Origin of the sequence: Cutibacterium granulosum, from assembly GCF_900186975.1 — a bacterium.
Lineage (GTDB): Bacteria > Actinomycetota > Actinomycetes > Propionibacteriales > Propionibacteriaceae > Cutibacterium > Cutibacterium granulosum.
Genome location: NZ_LT906441.1, coordinates 542772 through 561457, shown reverse-complemented (window position 1 = coordinate 561457; position 18686 = coordinate 542772). Strand labels below are relative to the sequence as shown.

The 18686-nt window shown below is 67.8% G+C and carries 9 protein-coding genes and 5 pseudogenes; 13 read left to right on the top strand and 1 reads right to left on the bottom strand.

From position 1 onward, the window contains the following. Nucleotides 1-134 precede the first annotated feature (134 nt). The 13 genes and pseudogenes from CKV91_RS02375 to CKV91_RS09690 form a co-directional block, all read left to right on the top strand. Nucleotides 135-1247 carry an ABC transporter substrate-binding protein gene (locus CKV91_RS02375; protein ID WP_065860791.1) on the top strand — a complete coding sequence of 371 codons (1113 nt, stop codon included), beginning with the start codon at nucleotides 135-137 and terminating at the stop codon, nucleotides 1245-1247. A 59-nt stretch (nucleotides 1248-1306) separates the two neighbouring features. Then, nucleotides 1307-2551: an ABC transporter substrate-binding protein gene (locus CKV91_RS02370; RefSeq protein ID WP_065860774.1), complete on the top strand. Its 1245-nt coding sequence runs from the start codon at nucleotides 1307-1309 to the stop codon at nucleotides 2549-2551. Between the two features lie 68 nt (nucleotides 2552-2619). Next, entirely contained in the window at nucleotides 2620-3801 is a 1182-nt protein-coding gene (locus CKV91_RS02365; protein ID WP_197691376.1) for a FecCD family ABC transporter permease, read from the top strand. Next, a pseudogene (locus CKV91_RS02360) lies at nucleotides 3798-4835 on the top strand (ABC transporter ATP-binding protein); the annotation flags it as partial. The gene CKV91_RS02365 and the pseudogene CKV91_RS02360, both read left to right, overlap by 4 nt. A gap of 281 nt (nucleotides 4836-5116) precedes the next feature. Then, nucleotides 5117-6295 carry a radical SAM/SPASM domain-containing protein gene (locus tag CKV91_RS09705; protein ID WP_331712745.1) on the top strand — a complete coding sequence of 393 codons (1179 nt, stop codon included), beginning with the start codon at nucleotides 5117-5119 and terminating at the stop codon, nucleotides 6293-6295. Beyond that, complete coding sequence (gene cobN, locus CKV91_RS02345; RefSeq protein ID WP_065860775.1) at nucleotides 6292-10200, top strand: cobaltochelatase subunit CobN; 3909 nt, start codon at nucleotides 6292-6294, stop codon at nucleotides 10198-10200. The genes CKV91_RS09705 and cobN overlap by 4 nt, the downstream gene beginning before the upstream one ends. Next, nucleotides 10200-12248: a magnesium chelatase subunit D family protein gene (locus CKV91_RS02340; protein ID WP_065860776.1), complete on the top strand. Its 2049-nt coding sequence runs from the start codon at nucleotides 10200-10202 to the stop codon at nucleotides 12246-12248. The genes cobN and CKV91_RS02340 overlap by 1 nt, the downstream gene beginning before the upstream one ends. 1 nt (nucleotide 12249) lies before the next feature. Next, nucleotides 12250-13263, top strand: coding sequence for an ATP-binding protein (locus CKV91_RS02335; protein ID WP_065860777.1), 1014 nt, complete (start codon nucleotides 12250-12252; stop codon nucleotides 13261-13263). Nucleotides 13264-13519: 256 nt separating this feature from the next. Continuing rightward, nucleotides 13520-14479 (top strand): annotated as a pseudogene (locus CKV91_RS09980) (ABC transporter transmembrane domain-containing protein); the annotation flags it as partial. 111 nt (nucleotides 14480-14590) lie between these two features. Next, nucleotides 14591-15262: pseudogene (locus CKV91_RS09975) on the top strand (ATP-binding cassette domain-containing protein); the annotation flags it as partial. Continuing rightward, nucleotides 15259-17220: an ABC transporter ATP-binding protein gene (locus CKV91_RS02325; RefSeq protein WP_231933804.1), complete on the top strand. Its 1962-nt coding sequence runs from the start codon at nucleotides 15259-15261 to the stop codon at nucleotides 17218-17220. The pseudogene CKV91_RS09975 and the gene CKV91_RS02325, both read left to right, overlap by 4 nt. Nucleotides 17221-17580: 360 nt before the next feature. Continuing rightward, nucleotides 17581-18128, top strand: a pseudogene (locus CKV91_RS09695) (ABC transporter ATP-binding protein); the annotation flags it as partial. Beyond that, a pseudogene (locus CKV91_RS09690) lies at nucleotides 18123-18470 on the top strand (ABC transporter permease); the annotation flags it as partial. The pseudogenes CKV91_RS09695 and CKV91_RS09690, both read left to right, overlap by 6 nt. Nucleotides 18471-18506: 36 nt before the next feature. Here the strand turns inward: CKV91_RS09690 and CKV91_RS09455 are convergent. Further along, on the bottom strand, nucleotides 18507-18662 hold the full coding sequence (locus CKV91_RS09455; RefSeq protein ID WP_169712409.1) for a hypothetical protein: 156 nt from the start codon (nucleotides 18660-18662) through the stop codon (nucleotides 18507-18509). Nucleotides 18663-18686: the final 24 nt, after the last annotated feature.

Below are 18686 nucleotides of genomic sequence, written 5' to 3'. Positions count from 1 at the left end.
CGAGACGTGTCTCGGTCCTTCTCACCCTTCTCGTCGTACCTTCCCTGGCCCTGACGGGCTGCTCGGGCACGAAGGACGGCTCCACCTCCCCGAGCGCCTCGACGACCACCCCATCAGCTGGCACCGGTGCCAACATGTCCGGGTGCATCAAGTCCGGGGAGTTCGACAAGGACAAGGACTACTTCGGTGACAAGGTCACCTTCACCGGGGCCAGGAACGTCCACGTCAGCTATCACAAGTCCTACAAGGTCCTCACCCTCGGCAAGCAGGACAAACCGGCGCAGACCTTCGTGTTACTGCAGTGCGGTGCCCCCAGACCAACGCTCACCGGTGAGCTCGCCAAGGCCCCGATCATCGACGTCCCGGTCAAACGGATCGCCGCCTCCTCCACCACCCAGATCCCGGTCCTCCACACCCTGGGGTCCTTGGACGCAGTCGTCGGCGTCAACCAGCTCGAACAGATCTACCGCGGACCGGCACGAGACGCCCTCGAGGCCCGCAACACGCCCAGCTACGGGTCAAGTCGGATGCAGATCGACACGGAGAAGCTCATCTCCCTCAAACCCGACGCCGTGCTGGCCGCCAGCTCAGAGGTGAAGGAGTTCAAGCAGGTGCAGTCCGCCGGCATCCCGGTGCTGCAGGACCTCGACTATCTCGAGTCCACCCCGCTGGCCCGAGCCGAGTGGATGAAGACCTACGGCATCCTCCTCAACAAGGAGGGCGCCGCCACGAAGAACTTCGACGGCATCACCAAGCGCTACACCGAGGTGGCGAAGAAGGCCAGGAACGCCACCGACAAGCCCAGCGTGCTCGTCGGCCAGGAGACCAAGGGGCAGTGGTACGTCCCGGGAACCGACTCCTACATGATCAGGTTCATGACCGACGCCGGAGCCACCGACGCCATGTCCCAGGCCGTCAAGGGCAGCGGAGCCACCCCGACCGACGCCGAGGTCGTCTTCAAGTACGGCTCCAAGGCCGATTTCTGGCTCAACGGCAACTACATGTCCATGACGACGTGGCACGGCAAGGACGACGCCCTCAAGCAGAACCCGCGCTACGCGAACCTGTCGGCCTTCCAGCACGGCAACGTCTGGAACCCCAGCAAGCGCACTGCCCCAGACACCGGGAACGACTTCTGGCAGTCCGGGACCGTCCAACCCGACGTCGTGCTGGCCGACCTCACGTACATCTTCCACCCTGACCTCATGAAGGGGTACACGCCGTACTACTACACCAAGCTCAGCTGACCCTCTCAGCGGCGATGTTCGCCGCACCGCCATCCCTTCACCTCCACTTGGGAGCAACCATGTCCATCAATCGTCTGGTGGCGGGCCTAGCCGCCATCGCCATGTGCATCGCCACCCTCGCCGGGTGCTCACGCTCCGAGAAATCGGATTCCTCGGCGGACACGCCGTCCAGCACGTCCTCCCAGCAGGGCTGCATCAAGGACTTCGACTCCTCGAAGGACTACTTCACCGACAAGGCCACCTTCCGCGACGCCCGCGACATCACCGTGTCGTACCACAAGTCGTACAAGGTGGTGACGCTCAAGCACCCGTCGAACACCGCGAAGAAACCCGTGCAGTACGTCCTGGTGCAGTGTGGCGCCCCGCAGCCGAAGCTGGACGGTGACCTCGCCAGGGCGCAGAAGATCACCATCCCCACCACCAAGGTGGCGCTGGGTTCGACGACCCTGCCGATGAAGTTCCAGATGTTGGGAAAGCTGGACTCCGTGGCTGGCATGGTCAACGTCGACAGGGTGGGGAATTCGAACACCCGTCAGGCCCTCAAGGACCACAAGGTCGCCAGTTTCGCGGCAGGTGACAACGCCACCGAGATCAACACAGAGAAGCTGGCGGCGCTGCGCCCGGACCTGTTCATCTTCAACCTCGTCAGTGGCAGCGACAACACCAGCAAGATCGACAAGATCAAGGAGATGGGCATCCCGGTCGTCGCCGAGCCGAACTTCCTCGAGAGCACCCCGCTGGGGCGTGCCGAATGGATCAAGTACGACTCGCTGTTCGTCAATGCCGAGAAGACGGCGAACCAGAAGTACGACGAGATCGCCGAGAAGTACCATGCGACCGCGAAACGCGCCGCCACGGTGACGACACGACCGACCGTGCTCCACGGATCGCAGTACAAGGGCGTCTGGTACATCAAGCCCAACGAGAACTACTCCATCCAATTCCTGCGCGACGCAGGCGGTGAGTACGTGTTCAAGGACCTTCACGGGGTGGCATCCAGGAAGCTGGACACCGAGGCCATCATCAAGAAGGCCCACGATGCCGACTTCTGGATCGACGGGCCGGAGAAGTCGTCCATCCCGGAGATCCTCAAGGCCGACCCACGTCTGAAGTCGCTCAAGGCCCTCGACAACGGCAACGTCTGGGACGCCACCCTGCGAGCCGACCCGAAGCACGGCAACGACTACTGGCAGACCGGGGTCGTGCGCCCCGACCTCGTCCTGGCGGATCTGACGGCGATCCTGCACCCTGAGCTGGATGCCGATCACCAGTTCTACTTCTACCGCAAGGCCACCGCGAAGTGACTGCGACTCAGGATCAAGTGCCGGGCCGTCGCGGGAGGCACGGACGTCACGAGACACACGGCGAGCGGATCAGGGGCACCTGGTGGAACAGCCACCAGGAGACGCCACAGAACCGAGAGGCACCGGGCCGGGACGTACGAGGTCAGGATGGGCGGGGTCGGGACGTGCGGGATCACCGGGATGTGCGGAGCCGCCAGACGCAGGGACGACGCGGGCTGCCACTGCCGGTGCGTTTCACGATCCTCGCAACGATCCTCCTCGCCGTCACCCTGGCCGGCCTGGCGCTGGGATCGGTGAACATCCCGCTGGGTGACGTCATGACGATCCTCACCGGTGGCACCGACGTCGACCCAGTCTCGATGACGATCATCCGCGACGTCCGCGAGCCTCGTACCATCACCGCCCTGCTCGTCGGGGCGGCGCTGGGAGTGTCCGGGCTGGAGATGCAGACCCTGTTCCGCAACCCACTGGCCGACCCATACGTGCTGGGTATCTCCTCGGGTGCCAGTCTGGGCGTTGCCCTGGTGGTGCTGTCCACCTCGGCATCGGCGGGGGCGGCCAGCTTCGCCTCCGGGCTGGGAATCGGGCCGGACCTGTTGGTCATGGTCGCCGCGGCACTGGGGGCAGCCGTCGTCCTGCTCATCGTCATGCTGGCCGGCCGGTTCATCCACTCCTCGACGATCCTGCTGCTGCTCGGCGTCATGATCGGGTACTTCGTCTCGTCAGGGGTCACCGTGCTGTTGTCGCGGGCCAGCCCGGAGCTCATCGCCCAGTACACCCGCTGGCAGTTCGGCAGCTACCACGGCGTGACGTGGCAGAACCTGCGAGCCATGGTGCCGATCATGATCGTCATGATCCTGGCCAGTCTGCTGCTCGCCAAGCCGCTCAACGCCTTGTTGTTGGGAGAACGCTACGCCCAGACGATGGGAATGAACCTCAAGGTGGTGCGCACCCTGCTGGTGGCGAGCACCGCGATCCTCGCCGGGGCGGCCACCGCGTTCTGCGGGCCGATCAGTTTCCTGGGCATCGCAATCCCACATCTGACGCGTGGGGTACTGGGAACGGCCGATCATCGTCATCTGCTGCCCGGATGCATCCTCACCGGCGGATCCCTGGCATTGATGGCCGACATCCTGGCACAGCTGCCCGGCGACGACGTGCTGCCCGTCAATGCCGTCAACGCGGTGTTCGGGGCGCCGGTCGTCATGATCATCCTGGTGCGCTGGTACCGGGAGGCGGAGGCGACATGACCGGTCTCACACTGTCGAACCTGACGGTCGGGTACCGTTCGGGGCGTCACGTCACCACGGTGTTGTCGGGGGTGACGGGCGCGGTGGGTGCCGGGCAGATGATTGGGCTCGTGGGGCCCAATGGTGCCGGAAAGTCCACCCTGTTGCGCTCGGTCGCCGGGCTGCAGCCGAGCCTCGGCGGCGAAGTGCAGGTCAACGGCACCCCGACGTCACGGATGTCGCGCCGTCAGGTCGCCCGGGCCCTCTCGACCGTCCTCACCGACCGGGTGTCGGTGGCCCGGCTCACCTGCCGCGACGTCGTCTCGCTGGGGCGTCATCCACATTCGGGCATCGGTGGGCGGCTGCGACCTCATGACCATGCGGTCATCGACGAGTCGCTGCGGGCGGTGGGCGCTGCCGATCTGGCCGAAGCCTTCATCGGGGAGCTGTCCGACGGTCAGCGTCAACGGGTCATGGTGGCCCGCGCCCTGGCCCAGGAGCCATCCATCCTGCTGCTCGACGAGCCGACCTCCTTCCTCGACCCGCCGGGCAGGATCGCCCTGCTCGGTATGCTGCGCGAGGTGTGCACGGCACGCAGCATCGCGGTGGTGGTGTGCAGCCATGACATCGAGGCGGTGATGCGCTACGCCGACACCCTGTGGGTGGCTGGGCGTGGCACCGACGTGACAATCGGGGCCCCGGAGGACCTGGCCCGGGACGGATGCCTGGAGGAGGCCTTCCGGGCCGAGGGGATCACCTTCGATCTCCGCACTCTCACCTTCTGGCAGTCCGACGAGGGGCGCCCGAGGGCAGTGGTCGCCGGAGCAGGCACGGACGCCGACCTGGCCCGGCACACCTTGGCACGGGCTGGGTATCGAGTGGTGGAGGAATCCCTCGCCACCACGGGCACCGATCTGACCAGTGCCGGTACGGGCAGTACCGACGAGGGCACCACCCCACTCACGGTACGCGTCGTTGCGGGCGGCTGGGAGGTGGACGGCACGGTGCTGTCCACCCTGGCCGACCTGTACGAGCTTCTCGTTTCGCACCGGGAGGGCTGTTGCGCTTCCCACCGCGGCCGGGGAGGCACGTCGGCGCAGCTCGGACGAGGCACGGCTGACGATGGGCGAGGGTGCAACATCGCCGGGCAGGGGGCCGCTGGAGAGGAGACGGCCACCGCCCCCGACCCGGGACGTTCCACGGCTCATCGAATGGACGCAGACCCACCAGACGCAAGGAGTCGGTCATGACCGTCCGCTACCTCGTGCTGTGGCCCACAGCCGCCTGTGACCTCGCCTGCCCGTACTGCTACCGACGAAACCGCCGAGGCGGCCGGATGGGCATCGAGGTGGCGGACGCGGCACTGGATCTCGTCGCCGATGGCGTGCGCGGCACCGGTCGGCCTGCCCACGTCCAGCTGGCCGGCGGGGAGCCGACCCTGGTGCCGGACCTCGTCGAGCACGTCGCCCGCCGGGTCGCAGCCATTCGAGGCGGGCGGGTCACCTGCGGCATCCAGACCAATGCCACCCACCTCGATGGCGACATGGTCGCCATGCTGAGACGCCATCGGGTGCGTGTCGGGGTGAGTCTTGACGGGCCGCCACCGGTGCAGGAGCAGGCGCGTGGGTCGGCAGCACAGACCTTCCGGAGCCTGCTTGAGCTGGCTGGAGCCGATGTCCCGGTGCGAGTGACGACGGTGCTCTCGGCCCTCAACGTCGACCACCTGGGTGAGCTGGCGGTCACCCTGGGCGGACTTCCCAATGTCACCGGGTTCGGACTCGACCCACTGGTGCCGATCGGCAGCGCTGCAGGTCGGGAAGATCTGGTTCCGTCCGAGGAGGCCGTCGTCGCGGGGATCACCGCCCTGCACCGATGCCTCGCGCAGGTCAACGCGATGCGGGCCGACCCGTTGCGCTGGCGTGAGCTGGAGACCGTTCGGGCAGCGCTGCGTCACGCGCCGAGCGGTCCCACTCGCCCCGGGCCAGGACAACCGCGTCCACCAGCCACCGGGGAAACGTCCCGGATCCGATCCACATACCCCTGCTGCATCCGCACACCAACACCCGCCGACGATTCGAGCCACACCGGCACGTCGAGCCCTCGTGGCAATCCTGTTCGTAACGACGTCAACTGCCACGCAGACGTGGTCGACCCGTCCGGGCGAACACTTCTGCCACTGGCAATGCCGAACCGACCGTACTGTCATGCGGCGGTCGGCGAATCCTTGGCGGTGGCTCCCGACGGGAGCGTCTACCCCTGTTCCCAGGCCGTCGGAGACGTGGCGTCCCGGGTCGGAACCATCGACGACGTCGACTGGGATGGCTTGAGGCGTCGTTTCGCGCACGATGTCCACACGTTGCGTGGACCGTGTCATCGCTGCGCCCTGGCGGACCGGTGCCCCGGCGACTGCCCGTCCCGGGTGGAGGCGAATGCGTTGGCCGACCCGGAACACCGTCACACCCCGCTCACCTGCCTCATCGACGACACCCTTGCCCGTCTGGAGATCGCGTCATGACCACCCTGTGCTTCTTCTCAGCCACCGGAGGGGAACTCACCCTCGTCAGCCAGGCCCTGGCTCGGATGCGTGCCGACGGGATCAACGTCACCCTCTTCGGCCGCACCAAGGACCAGCTCCTCGATCCGGAGTTGTCCCGCGCCTTCGCCCGAGCAGCCGCTCGCAGTGACGCCGTCGTGCTGAGCCTGCACGGTGGGACGGCCTCCTGCCCGGCGTGGTCGGACCTCGTCGAGGCCTGGCAGAGCCGCCGCTCCCGCGGACTGCCGCTGCCGTGGATCCACGTCCAGCCGACCTCCGGGGACGACGATGGGCTGCTGGCCGCCCAGGACTGGGCCAGTGGTCTGGACGACGGCACCTGGCAGGGCCTCGTCGGACTACTGGGGATGAACGGACCGGTCAACGTCGAGTCAGCACTGCGAGTCCTCGTCGACCGGGTGCACGGAGGCTCGGCCCCGATCCCCGACGTCGTCCCCGCCCCCACCGAGGGAATCTGGCATCCGCGTCACGGCCTGTTCACCAGCCTCGCCGAGTATCGGCAGCACCTGAACCCCGACCGTCCCACCGTCGGGATCACCTTCCCACGCAGCTACTGGCTGGAGCACAACACGGCCCACATCGAGGCCCTCGTCACCGCCGTCGAGGAGCTCGACGCCAACACGGTGCCGTTCTTCTGCCTGCGGCTGCCCGACGCGCGACGCGGCAACCCCGGCATGGCGCAGGTTCTGGAGAATCTGTTGCGTGACGACGAGGGCCGATGTGTCGTCGACACCCTGGTCGACGTCCACGGGATGTCCATGACGGCTGGCGTCCCCGCCAATGCCGACGCCTACCCGAATCTGGGGGTGAGTGTGCTGCACGCCCTCACCTCCTACGCCCCACGAGCTGCCTGGCAGGCCACCGCCCAGGGCATGGGATCGATGGACGTCGCCACCCAGGCCGCGCAGCCGGAGTTCGACGGCGCCCTCATCACCAAACTCCTGGCCACCCGGGAGGCCGACGAGGTCGACGAACTCACCGGAGCCGTCGTGCCCCGCATGGTCCCGGTCCCGGGCCGGGCGCAGGCGATGGCAGAGCTGGCCCTGTCCTGGGCCCGGCTGGCTCGCACCCCAACCGGCCAGCGCAAGGTGGCGATCGTCTTCCACCACCACCCGCCACGCAATGACCGCATCGGCTGTGCCTCCGGTCTGGACACCTTCGAGTCGGTGCGTCAGCTGCTCATTCGGATGGGCGAGGAGGGGTACGACGTCCCGGAACAGTTCGAGACCGGCGACGACATCGCCCAGGTGCTGTTGTCGTGCCTGACCTGCGACCAGCGCTGGCTCACCCCCGAGCAGATGTACGAGAGGGCCGAGGCCCACGCCAATCTGGAAACCTCGCGTCCTTGGTACCGGGGGCTGCCGGACTCCGTGCGCGAGTGCATGGACCGCAACTGGGGGCCGCATCCGGGCACCCTCTTCGTCCACGACGACGAGTTCTCCTTCGCCGGGCACCTCGACGGCAACGTGTTGCTGACGATCCAGCCACCGCGCGGGACGTTCGAGGCCGTCACGGACTCTGCCATCCACGACCCGGTGCTGCCTCCCCCGCACCACTACCTGGCCCACTACCGCTGGATCCGTGACGTTTTCAAGGCCGACGCCGTCATCCATGTGGGCACCCACGGCAGCCTGGAATGGCTTCCCGGCAAGGGGCTGGGCCTGTCCGAGAAGTGCTACCCGGAGCTAGCCCTGGACCGGATGGTCAACATCTACCCCTACATCATCAACAACCCTGGCGAGGGCACCCAGGCCAAGAGGCGCAGTGCCGCCGCCCTCGTCGACCATCTCACCCCACCCATGCGTCAGGCCGGCCTGTACGACTCCACCGCCGAGATCGACCGCATCCTGCGTGAGCACGCCGGGGCGCAGTCACAGAGCCCGCAGCGCGCCCGCCTCGTCGCCGAGCAGGTGTGGGACGCCGTCGTCGAGGCCGGCTTGGACACCGACCTGGGGCTGACCGCAGGTGACGTCGACTCAGACCCCGTCGAGCTGCTCGACAAGGTCCATCACCACCTGCTCGAGCTGCAGGACCGTGAGATCTCCGACGGTCTGCACGTCCTCGGACAGCTCGTCGCCAGCCAGGACGACCCCGCCACGGCCGAGGTGGAGTACGTCGCCCAGTTGACCCGTCAGCCCAATGGGTCAGTGCCGTCGCTGCGCGAGGCGGTGCTGGATGCCTGGGGGGCGAGTCTCGACGAGGTCAGTGTCAAGGCGGGCGAGCCGGTCACCCTCACCGCTGACCTGCCTGACGGGCTGACCGGACGCGAGATCATGGAAGCCGCTCACCGACAATGTGTCGACCTGCTGGCCCCGGTCGTCGCCTGTCACCACGGTGGATGCTTCGACGCCGAAAGGGCCCACGACCTGGCTGCCCAGCTGTGCCGAGAACAGCTCGGCGCCGAGCACGGTGACGTCGTCGAGACCCTCACCTGGGTCGCCACCGACCTCATGCCGCGCCTGGACGCCACCACCGACGAGATCGAGTCGATCATGACGGCCCTGGACGGTGGATTCGTCTCCCCCGGACCGTCGGGAGCGCCCAGCCGTGGCAACGCCCACATCCTGCCGACCGGACGGAACTTCTTCTCCCTCGACCCCGAGACCATGCCGACGCCAACCGGTTGGCGGGAAGGGGTCAAGCTCGCCGAGCAGCTGCTGACCGGGTACGCCGAGGCCCACCCCGACCAGCCGTGGCCGCGCACCGTCGGTGTCGTGGTGTGGGGAACGGCCAACATGCGCAGCGGCGGGGCCGACATCGCCGAGATCCTGTACCTCATGGGGGTGCGCCCGGTCTGGGAGTCATCAGGCCTTGTCAGCGGGTTGCAGATCATCGACCCGGATGAACTGGGACGTCCTCGCATCGACGTCTCCCCGCGCATCTCCGGGCTGTTCCGGGACGCCTTCCCCAACCTCGTCGAGATGGTCGACCGGGCGGTTCGGATGGTCGCCGCCCTGCCGGAGGATGGCGACGACAACCTGTTGCGTGCCCACGTCGAGGCCGACGTCGCCGACATGATCGCTCGCGGGATCGACGTCGAGCAGGCCCGTCGCAAGGCGACCTTACGTGTCTTCGGTTGCCCACCCGGTGGCTACGGCGCCGGTGTGGAGGAACTCATCGAGACCAAGGCGTGGCGGGACAAGGCCGATCTGGGTCGTGCCTACATCGCGGCCTCCTCCCACGCCTACGGCGAGGAGGTGTTCGGGGACGTGGAGCCCGAGCGATTCACCGCTGCGTTGTCACGGATGGACGTCACCGTCAAGAACGAGGACACCCGCGAGTACGACATGCTCAGCTGCACCGATTTCTACAACTACTACGGCGGGCTCATCGCCGCTGCGACGACGGTGCGCGGTGAGGCACCGATATCGTTCGTGGGTGACTCCTCCGATCCCGCCCGGATCGCCACACGCACCACCACGCAGGAGGCCAGGCTCATCCTGCGCTCCCGGATCCTCAACCCGTCGTGGATCGAGGGTCTGCAACGTCACGGGTACAAGGGAGCCGGGGACCTGTCCAAGGTGCTCGACATCCTCATCGGCTGGGACGCCACCGCCGACGTCGTCGACGACGGCCTGTGGGAGAAGGTGGCGCGTCGTTATGCCCTCGACCCGGCGATGCAGGAGTGGTTCCACGAGGTCAACCCGCACGCCCTGCACAACATCGTGGACAAGCTCCTTGACGCTGCCCAGCGCAACGTCTGGCAGGCCGACCCGGGCACCGTCGAGGAGTTGCAGGACACCTATGCCGACATCGAGGGGACCATCGAGGAGGTCTCCGACGACCCGCACCCGTCCGCCGCTGCGACGCGCTCTGCGTCCGTGACCGCTGATGGTGGGCTCGACCTGGCCGGGCTGGGGTTGGCCTGATGACCTACCCTTTCACCGCCATCGTCGGGCAGGACGAGGCCAGGAGCGCCCTACTGCTGTGCGCCGTCAACCCGCGCATTGGCGGGGTGCTGCTCAGCGGGGAGAAGGGGACGGCCAAGTCGACGGTGGTCCGTGGTCTGGCAGAGCTGCTGCCGAGTCAGGTGATGAGGACGTTGGCCCTGGGCGCCACCGAGGATCGTCTCGTCGGAGGACTCGACCTGGAGGCCACCCTGACGTCGGGCCGGCCAGTACTCCAGCCGGGCCTGCTGAGCGAGGTCGACGGCGGGGTGCTCTACGTCGACGAGGTCAACCTCCTCGACGACTACCTCGTCGACCTCGTCATCGACGCGTGCGCCGGAACCGTCCGGGTCGAGCGCGAGGGGCTGAAAGCTGCCCTGGCAAGCCGTTTCGTCCTGGTCGGAACGATGAACCCGGAGGAGGGAGCGCTGCGACCCCAGCTGCTCGACCGATTCGGACTGTGCGTCGAAGTGCACGGCGAGGCCGACCCGGAGGCCCGTGCAGAGATCATTCGGCGTCGCCTCGACCACGACGCCGACCCGACTGGGTTCGCACGCCGTTGGCAGGACGACCAGGAACGTCAGGCCGTGGCCATCGGCAGGGCACAGCGCATCGTCGACCAGATCGCGCTGAACCGCACCGTCACCGAGCTCATCGGCTCGCTGTGCCGACACAGCCACGTCGCCGGACACCGGGCCGACGTCGTCATGGCAGAGGCCACCCGTGCCCACGCCGCCCTGGCCGGCCGCAGGACTGCCACCGAGGACGACGTGCTGGCGATCAGCGAGATGGTGCTGCGACACCGCCGACGTGACGAGACGCCGGCCGACCCTCCCCCACCGCGAGACCAGCACCCCGAGAACCACCCGGACCCGCCCGAGGACCCCTCCCACAATCCCGATTCCGCCACCGAGGAGACCGATCCACCTCAGAACTCGGAGCAGGGCCCCGACCCAGACGTGGAAAATCTGCACGGGAACGACAATGCTGCCACCTCAGGTGGCACACCGGGCGATCACGCACACGATGACCACGGCAGTGCCGAGGACAACGACCCCGGTGACGACCTGGCGGACGGGAACCAACAGTCCGAGGGCCAGCGTGACGCCAATCGCGACAACACCCAGAACCCATCCCCCGGCAGCGACCAGGTGGCCGCCCTGGGTGAGGCATTCGCCGTGCGCCCCCTGGAACCCGAGCAGGATCGCCTCTCCCGACGGGCCTCGGGGCGACGCCTGCGCACCCGTAGCGAGGGTCGTCGCGGCCGTTACGTCTCGTCCCGCCCCACCGACCGTCCCGACGATCTCGCCCTGGACGCCACCCTGCGTGCCGCCGCGGTGCACCAGAGGTCACGCCGAGCCGACCCGAGTCGTCCCGCGATGGCGGTCCACGTCGAGCCGGGTGACTGGCGGGCCAAGGTGAGGACCGGACGGTCGGCCTCCTGCGTCATCCTCGTCGTCGACGCCTCCGGGTCGATGGGGTCACGGGGCCGGATGACCGCCTCCAAGGGGGCTATCCTCTCCCTGCTGCTCGACGCCTACGTCAAGCGTGACCGGGTCTGCCTCATCGGTTTCCGCCGCGACCGGGCCGAGGTGCTCGTCCCGGTGACCTCCTCGGTGGAGGTGGCCCAACGCGGCCTGGCCGAGCTTCCCGTCGGCGGTCGCACTCCTCTGGCGGCTGGGCTCGTAACGGCCTGCGAGGTCGTCCGGCCCCTGCTGCTCAAGGACCCCGGTCTGCGTCCGCTGTTGGTGCTCGTCACCGACGGACGCGGCAACGTCGGCCTGGACGGCAAACCCAACTCCCGCGCCACCGACGAAGCCCTCAAAGTAGCGGACGAGATCGGCGCCGACCGGCGTCTCAGCTGGGTCGTCATCGATACTGAGGACCCCCGCGGCATCCAACTGTCCAGGGCCAACGACATTGCGACGGCCCTGGGCGGACCCTGCCTGCGCATCGACGACCTACGTGCCGACGACCTCGTGAACGTCGTCTCCCAACTCGACCCGACCCAACCCCGAAAGGACCGCTGACATGGCACAACGCCCCGTCTACCCCTTCTGCGCCATCGTCGGACAGGAGGAGATGAAGCTGGCCCTCATCCTCGCCTCGATCAGCCCCGATCTGTCCGGGGTGCTCATCCGCGGCGAGAAAGGAACCGCGAAGTCCACGGCGGTACGTGGCCTGGCAGCCCTGCTCCCGGAGCACCAGGAGGTTCCCGGGGCCTACCACCTGTCCCCCGAGGAGTATCCGGTCCACGCTGCCGAGCTCGGAGTGCCCGAGACCATGCCCGAGCCGCGCACCGTCCGGGTGCCCGTGGTCGAGCTGCCGGTGGGAGCCACCGAGGACCGCGTCACCGGAACCCTCGACATGGAGACGGCCCTGCGGGAGGGACGACGTCGCTTCGAGCCCGGTCTGTTGGCTGCGGCGCACCGGGCGATCCTCTACGTCGACGAGGTGAACCTGCTCGATGATCACGTCGTCGACCTGCTGCTGGACTCCGCCGCGATGGGCGTCAACACCGTCGAGCGGGAGGGAATCAGTGTCACCCATCCGGCGAGATTCACCTTGGTCGGTACCATGAATCCCGAGGAGGGCGAGCTGCGCCCCCAACTGCTCGACCGGTTCGGACTGTGTGTCACCGTCGGCGGGGAGGACGATCTCGACCAGCGTGTCGAGGTCATCCGGCGCCGGCTGGCCTTCGAGGACGACCCGGCAGGATTCACACGTACGTGGGAGGAAGCCAGCCACGAGATGAGTGAACGAATCACACGAGCCAGTGGCCTCGTCGACCAGGTGGTCATTGACGACGACACCCTCATGACGGTGTCGCACACCTGCCTCAACGCCCACGTCGACGGTCACCGTGCCGACATCATGATGGTACGGGCGGCACGCACCCTGGCGGCCTGGCAGGCACGCACCCAGATCTCCACCGACGACCTCGCCCAGGCAGCCCGGCTGGTGCTGCCGCACCGTATGAGACGGCGTCCCCTGGAGTCCGTGGGGTCACCGGATCCGACAACTCCCTGGGAGCAGAGGAGCTGATGAGGCCCGTGGAAACCATGGATCCCGGACACTGCACCCACCCCGAGCAGATGGGGAGTGTGGGCTGCTTCAGTGACGCGAGTACGGTCGGCAGCTCATCCGATGGTCCGGGAGCAGTGTGATTCGTTCCCCGCACCGTTCCTGGCACCCGAGAGTACGGTGGCTGCCCCGCATCCCCGGGCAGACCCCACCGGCCATCGACGATCCCCTCATCGACACGAGCCAGACCCACGACGGACGTGCCCTGATCCGGCGCATGGCCCATGACGGACGACACTGGCTGAGACCCGGATCCATCGCATCGGCCCTCGTCAGCCTGGTGAACATCGGTGTCCCGATGGTCCTGGGACGCGCCATCGACGACGGGGTCGTGGCTGGTGACGCGACTGCCCTGGCCGGGTGGTTGGCCCTGGTGGCGCTGGCCTACGTGGTCCGTGCGGCGGCCCAGACGGCGCGGATGCAGACCAACGTCGGGGCCGCGGTGAGTGAGCATGACCTTCGGGTGCAGGCCCTCGAACGCATCATTGCCCCGGAGGGGATCGGGGGCCCACCACGTCTTCCCGGTGACCTGCTGGCCGTCCTCGTCACCGACGTACGGACGGTTTCCCGTTCCTTCATCGCGTTGACGTCCATACCGGGCAATGTCGTCACCCTGTTCGGGTCGCTCATCGCGATGGCACTCATCAACGGCTGGCTGGTGCTGGCGACGGTGTGCGCCATTCCGCTGCTCATCCTGCTGTCGGTCAAGGGGGTGGCACCGGTCAAGCGCAGCACTCGTCGTGAGCGTCGGGCCGAGGCTGCCGTGGCTGGGGCAGCGGCAGATCTCACCAGTGGGCTACGCGTCATCCAGGGGCTGTCGGCCTCCCGTCGTGCCACTGCGAGGTTCCGGGTCGCCAGCCGGGAGGGCTTGGCAGCCACCCTGCGCACCCGTCGGGTCAAGGGGGTCTACACCGGCACCGTCAACGCCTCGGTGGGGGTGTTCATCACCGTCCTGACGGTGTTGGCCGGCTGGCTCACCCTGGACGGGCGAATCAGCGTCGGGAGTCTCGTCACCGTGGTGGGGCTGGCCCAGACCTTGGGGCCGCCGCTGCGAGCTCTCGGTGTCGACACCGCGACGATGCTTGCCAACGCCCATGCCTCCGGGGATCGGTTCTGCGAGCTGCACGACAGCCCGGTCGCCTGGCAGGTCCATCCCGACGACGAGCACCCCACCTCCACAGACCGTCCCGACGGGAGCTCGAGGATCGACGAGAGCCCGGGTGGTCAAGGCGGCGAGGGCCCGAGAAGCCACCCCACATACCCTGACTGCACATGTTCTGGCGACCGCCCGGGGCGCACCCCGGTGCACCTGCACGTCCAGGTGGAGGACCCGAGTCTCCAGCTCGACGTGCCCCCCGGGGCGCACCTGGGGATCGTCGCCCCCCAACAGGTGTGTGACGCCTTGGCACAGGCCATCGTGCATGGTTCCCACACCCTCCTCAACGGGGTGCCGGCCAGCCAGTTGGGTCCGGCCCGCAAACGTGCCCTGGTGTTGGTGGCACCGCGCTCCCCGGAGTTGTTCGACGACACCGTCCAGGCCAACATCATGTTGGGCAGTACGAGGGACGACATGCTGGACGCCGTCGTACGGGCGGCTGCCCTGGACACCACCATCGCCGAGTTGCCGCATGGGCTGCAGACCGGCGTCGGGGAGGGCGGTCGGCACGTCTCGGGCGGACAGCGACAGCGGCTGGCCCTGGCCCGCGCCCTCATCCACGCCCCCGATGGTCTGGTTCTCATCGATCCCACCACGAGCATCGACGCCGCCACCACCGCCGCCATCGCCGAACGGATGGGTGAGCTACGAGCTGGGCGCACCACTCTCATCGCCACGACCTCTCCCGCCCTGCTGGACCGCATGGACGAGGTGGTGCTGTTCGACGACGCCGGCCACCTGGTCGCTCGTGCCCCGCACCGGGAACTGTTGGGTCACGACGGCTACCGGGAGATGTTGTCATGAGCACCCGGCACTGGTTGCCACTGGCCACCCCCGCGCAGGTCCGTCGAGAGGTCCACCGGACCTCGAAGGGGGTGCGCAGATACTTCGTCGCCGCCATCGTCGTGGTGGCGCTGGGAGCCATCCTCGATCTGGCGGTGCCGATGGCCACTGGGTGGATCATCGATGCTGCGCGCACCCGCCAATCGCCGTCCGCGCTGCTCACACCGGCCTTGGTGATGGGGGCTGCAGTCGTCGGTTCGGGGATCTGCAACGGCGCCGCCCAGGCGCTCACGCCGTCCTTCTTCACGACCATCGTCACCCGCCTGCGGGAGGAGATGATTGCGGTCGGGCTGGGGCTGGACCAGCAGCGGGTGGAGGGGGCCGGCACCGCCGACCTCGTCTCGCGAGCCTCCGACGACGTCACTGCGGTGCGGGATGCCGCCAACGGGGCGCTGCCACGGCTCGTCAACACCATGATCATGGTGATCGTGTCGGTGGGGGCGCTGGCAAGCCTGCATCCGTGCTTCTTCATTCCCGTGGTGCTCGCTGGGGTGCTCTACGGGTTGGCGATCCGGGAGTTCCTGCGCACTGCGCAGCCGGTGTACCAGGCGGAGAGACGAGCCTCGACGACCCAGTCGCAACACATCCTGTCGACGATCCACGGGCTGGACGCGGTGCGCGCCTTCGGCGTGGAGGGCCTGCGCACGCACACGGTGGCCGACGGGTCGTGGCAGGCCGTGCGATGGAGTCTGCGTGGGCGATTCCTCGGCAACACCTTGGCGGTGCGACTTCTCGTCGGGGAGGCAGTGGCCACCATCGGCGTCGCCTGGACGGGGTATCTGCTCGTCATGACGAATCGGGTGAGCGTCGGCGCGGCTGCGACGGCGGTCCTGGTGCTGCTCCGATTGTTCTCCCCGGTGCGGTTCCTGCTGATGTTCCTCAACAATCTGCAGGCCGCCTGGGTGTGTCTGCAGCGGGTGGTCGGGGTGATCTGTCTGCGTCCCGAGGAGCCTGCGGCCTCGGAACAGGCCATGCCCACGACGCATGCTCATGCTGGGGCCGAAGGGCGAGGGCATGATGGGTCCGAGACGACGGAACATGGCTGGCCTGCAGCACCGGAGGAGACCCGAGGGGAATCGATCCACCGCGATCACGGCACTCACGACCCAGCCCTGCTGAGGCTGGGACAGGCCCGCGAAGGTGATCGTTGCCCGATCGAGCCGCCTCTCCCGCAGCAGCACTCGCGAGGGTCGGCGTCGGTGCGGGTGGAGCAGGTGAGCTTCGGTTATCAGAACGGTCCAGACGTCCTGCACCGGGTGAATCTGGAGATTCCGGCCGGTCACACGACGGTGCTCGTCGGGGAGTCGGGGGCGGGCAAGTCCACACTGGCTGCTCTGGTGGCCGGTCTGTTGGAGCCTCGGTCGGGCAGGATCGCCATGACGCCTGCCTTGGCCCGGACGGTGCTCGTCAGTCAGGAGATCCACATCTTCTCGGGCACCTTGCTCGACGACGTGGCGCTGGGCCTGCCGGTCCAGGCCGAGGACTGGCCCGACGAACGGGTGCGCGAGGCCGTCCTGGACGCCCTGTCCAGGGTCGGTGCCGATTGGGTCGATGATCTTCCCGAGGGTCTCGACACCGTGGTGGGTCGCTTGGGGACGCGATTGTCACCGGCGCGAGCCCAGCAGGTCGCGCTGGCTCGTGCCCTGCTGGCAGATCCTCCGATCATCATCCTCGATGAGGCCACCGCGGAGGCGGGAAGCTCCGGTGCGGCCGTCCTGGACCGGGCTGCCGCCGAGGTCGTGACCGGCCGGACTGCGCTGGTCGTGGCCCACCGCTTGTCCCAGGTGGCGATGGCAGACGAGGTCGCGGTGATGGATGGTGGCCGGATCGTTGAGGTCGGGCCCCCCGAGCAGCTGCGTTGCGGTGACGGCCGGTTCGCCCAGCTGTGGCAAATGTGGTCGAACCAGAGGCGCGTGTAAAGCGGCGTGGCAACACAGCGCCGCACGCGCAGAATTACCACACCGGCATCGCCCTCGTCACCATCGTTGCCGTCACGACGTGGGCACCATCATGGCTTCAGCAGCCAGGCGGCGGCCAGGATCATCTCGCCGCCACCGCAGTTTTGCGCCCAGCTTTCTGCCCAGCCGGTCGGGCGGCACTGCAGGCCAGCGTCTGGTCCTGGCACGACCACCCTCAGCCCTCGTTGGAGCCACAAAACTGTCGACCGCCAGACAAACCTGGAATCGACGTGTGGCAATGATGTTGCCATCGACCCCACATGCCACCCACGGTGGTAGCACCCATGGATCCTCGGGAGTTCTCCACAGAAAACGGATGCCATGCTGACGACACCGCACCAAGACGCTCCCCCGACCGACATCACCCCCGGTGCCCGGCTACGCACCCAGGCGCTGACGAAGGCCTATGGCTCCACCCGTGCCCTCGACCAGTCGACCTCACCATCCCCGCCGGCCAGTCGGTCGCCGTCATGGGACCGTCTGGTTCGGGCAAGACCACTCTGTTGCACTGCCTGTCGGGGATCCTCTCCGCTGATTCCGGCAGCATCGAGCTGAACCTGCCCAGACGTACCGTCAACGTCGAGTCCCTCACCACCGGGGACCGTGCCGGACTGCGACGTGAATCCCTCGGGTTCGTCTTCCAGCAGGGCATGCTCGTCCTCGAGCTCACTGCCGTGGAGAACACTGCGCTGCCCCTCATGCTCAATGGCACACCGAAGGACGAGGCCATCCGCCATGCCGCCCAGTGGCTCAGCTCCATGGGGTTGGCTGGCATGGAGGAGCGCCGCATCGGTCAGCTCTCCGGGGGCCAGGCACAGCGAGTCGCCATTGCGAGGTCGCAGGTGATCGACTCGGCGATCGTCTTCGCCACCGTCGCCTGTTCGGTGGGGGTCAATCAGGCTGCCGCGATCCTCGACCGTCGCGGCGTCGAGGTGGGGCTGGACGTCGTCGGAATGGATCTGGCCGCCCAGGACAGGGCCCGACGCATCACGGTCCTGTCACCAATGCGATTCGCCATGGCCATCGGCATCATCGCCACCGGACTGCTGCTCATTCCCTTGATGGGCATGGCCCTGCTCGCCAGGCCGGTTGCGGTGATCACCATCGTGGGCACCATTCTGCTGGGAGCCGGGGTGGTGCGGCTGGGGCTGTGGAGCACCCGTCCCCTCCTTGGCCGAGTGCTCGATGACGGGCTGGCACGCACTGAGTGAGACCGGACCGAATGAGGGGCCGCCTGGCATCGACGATCAACTCCGCTGCTCGTCGTCGGGGCCCTCGTCAATCCCCTCCATGCCGAATCGCCACACCTCGTCGATCCAACCCCTCCGCACCGAGCGGATCCGGCCGGTCACTGCAACGACACTAGCCAGGACGGCAAGACTCGCGAGGAGGGGTTTGTTCATGGTGCCACTCTAGATCGCTGCCGT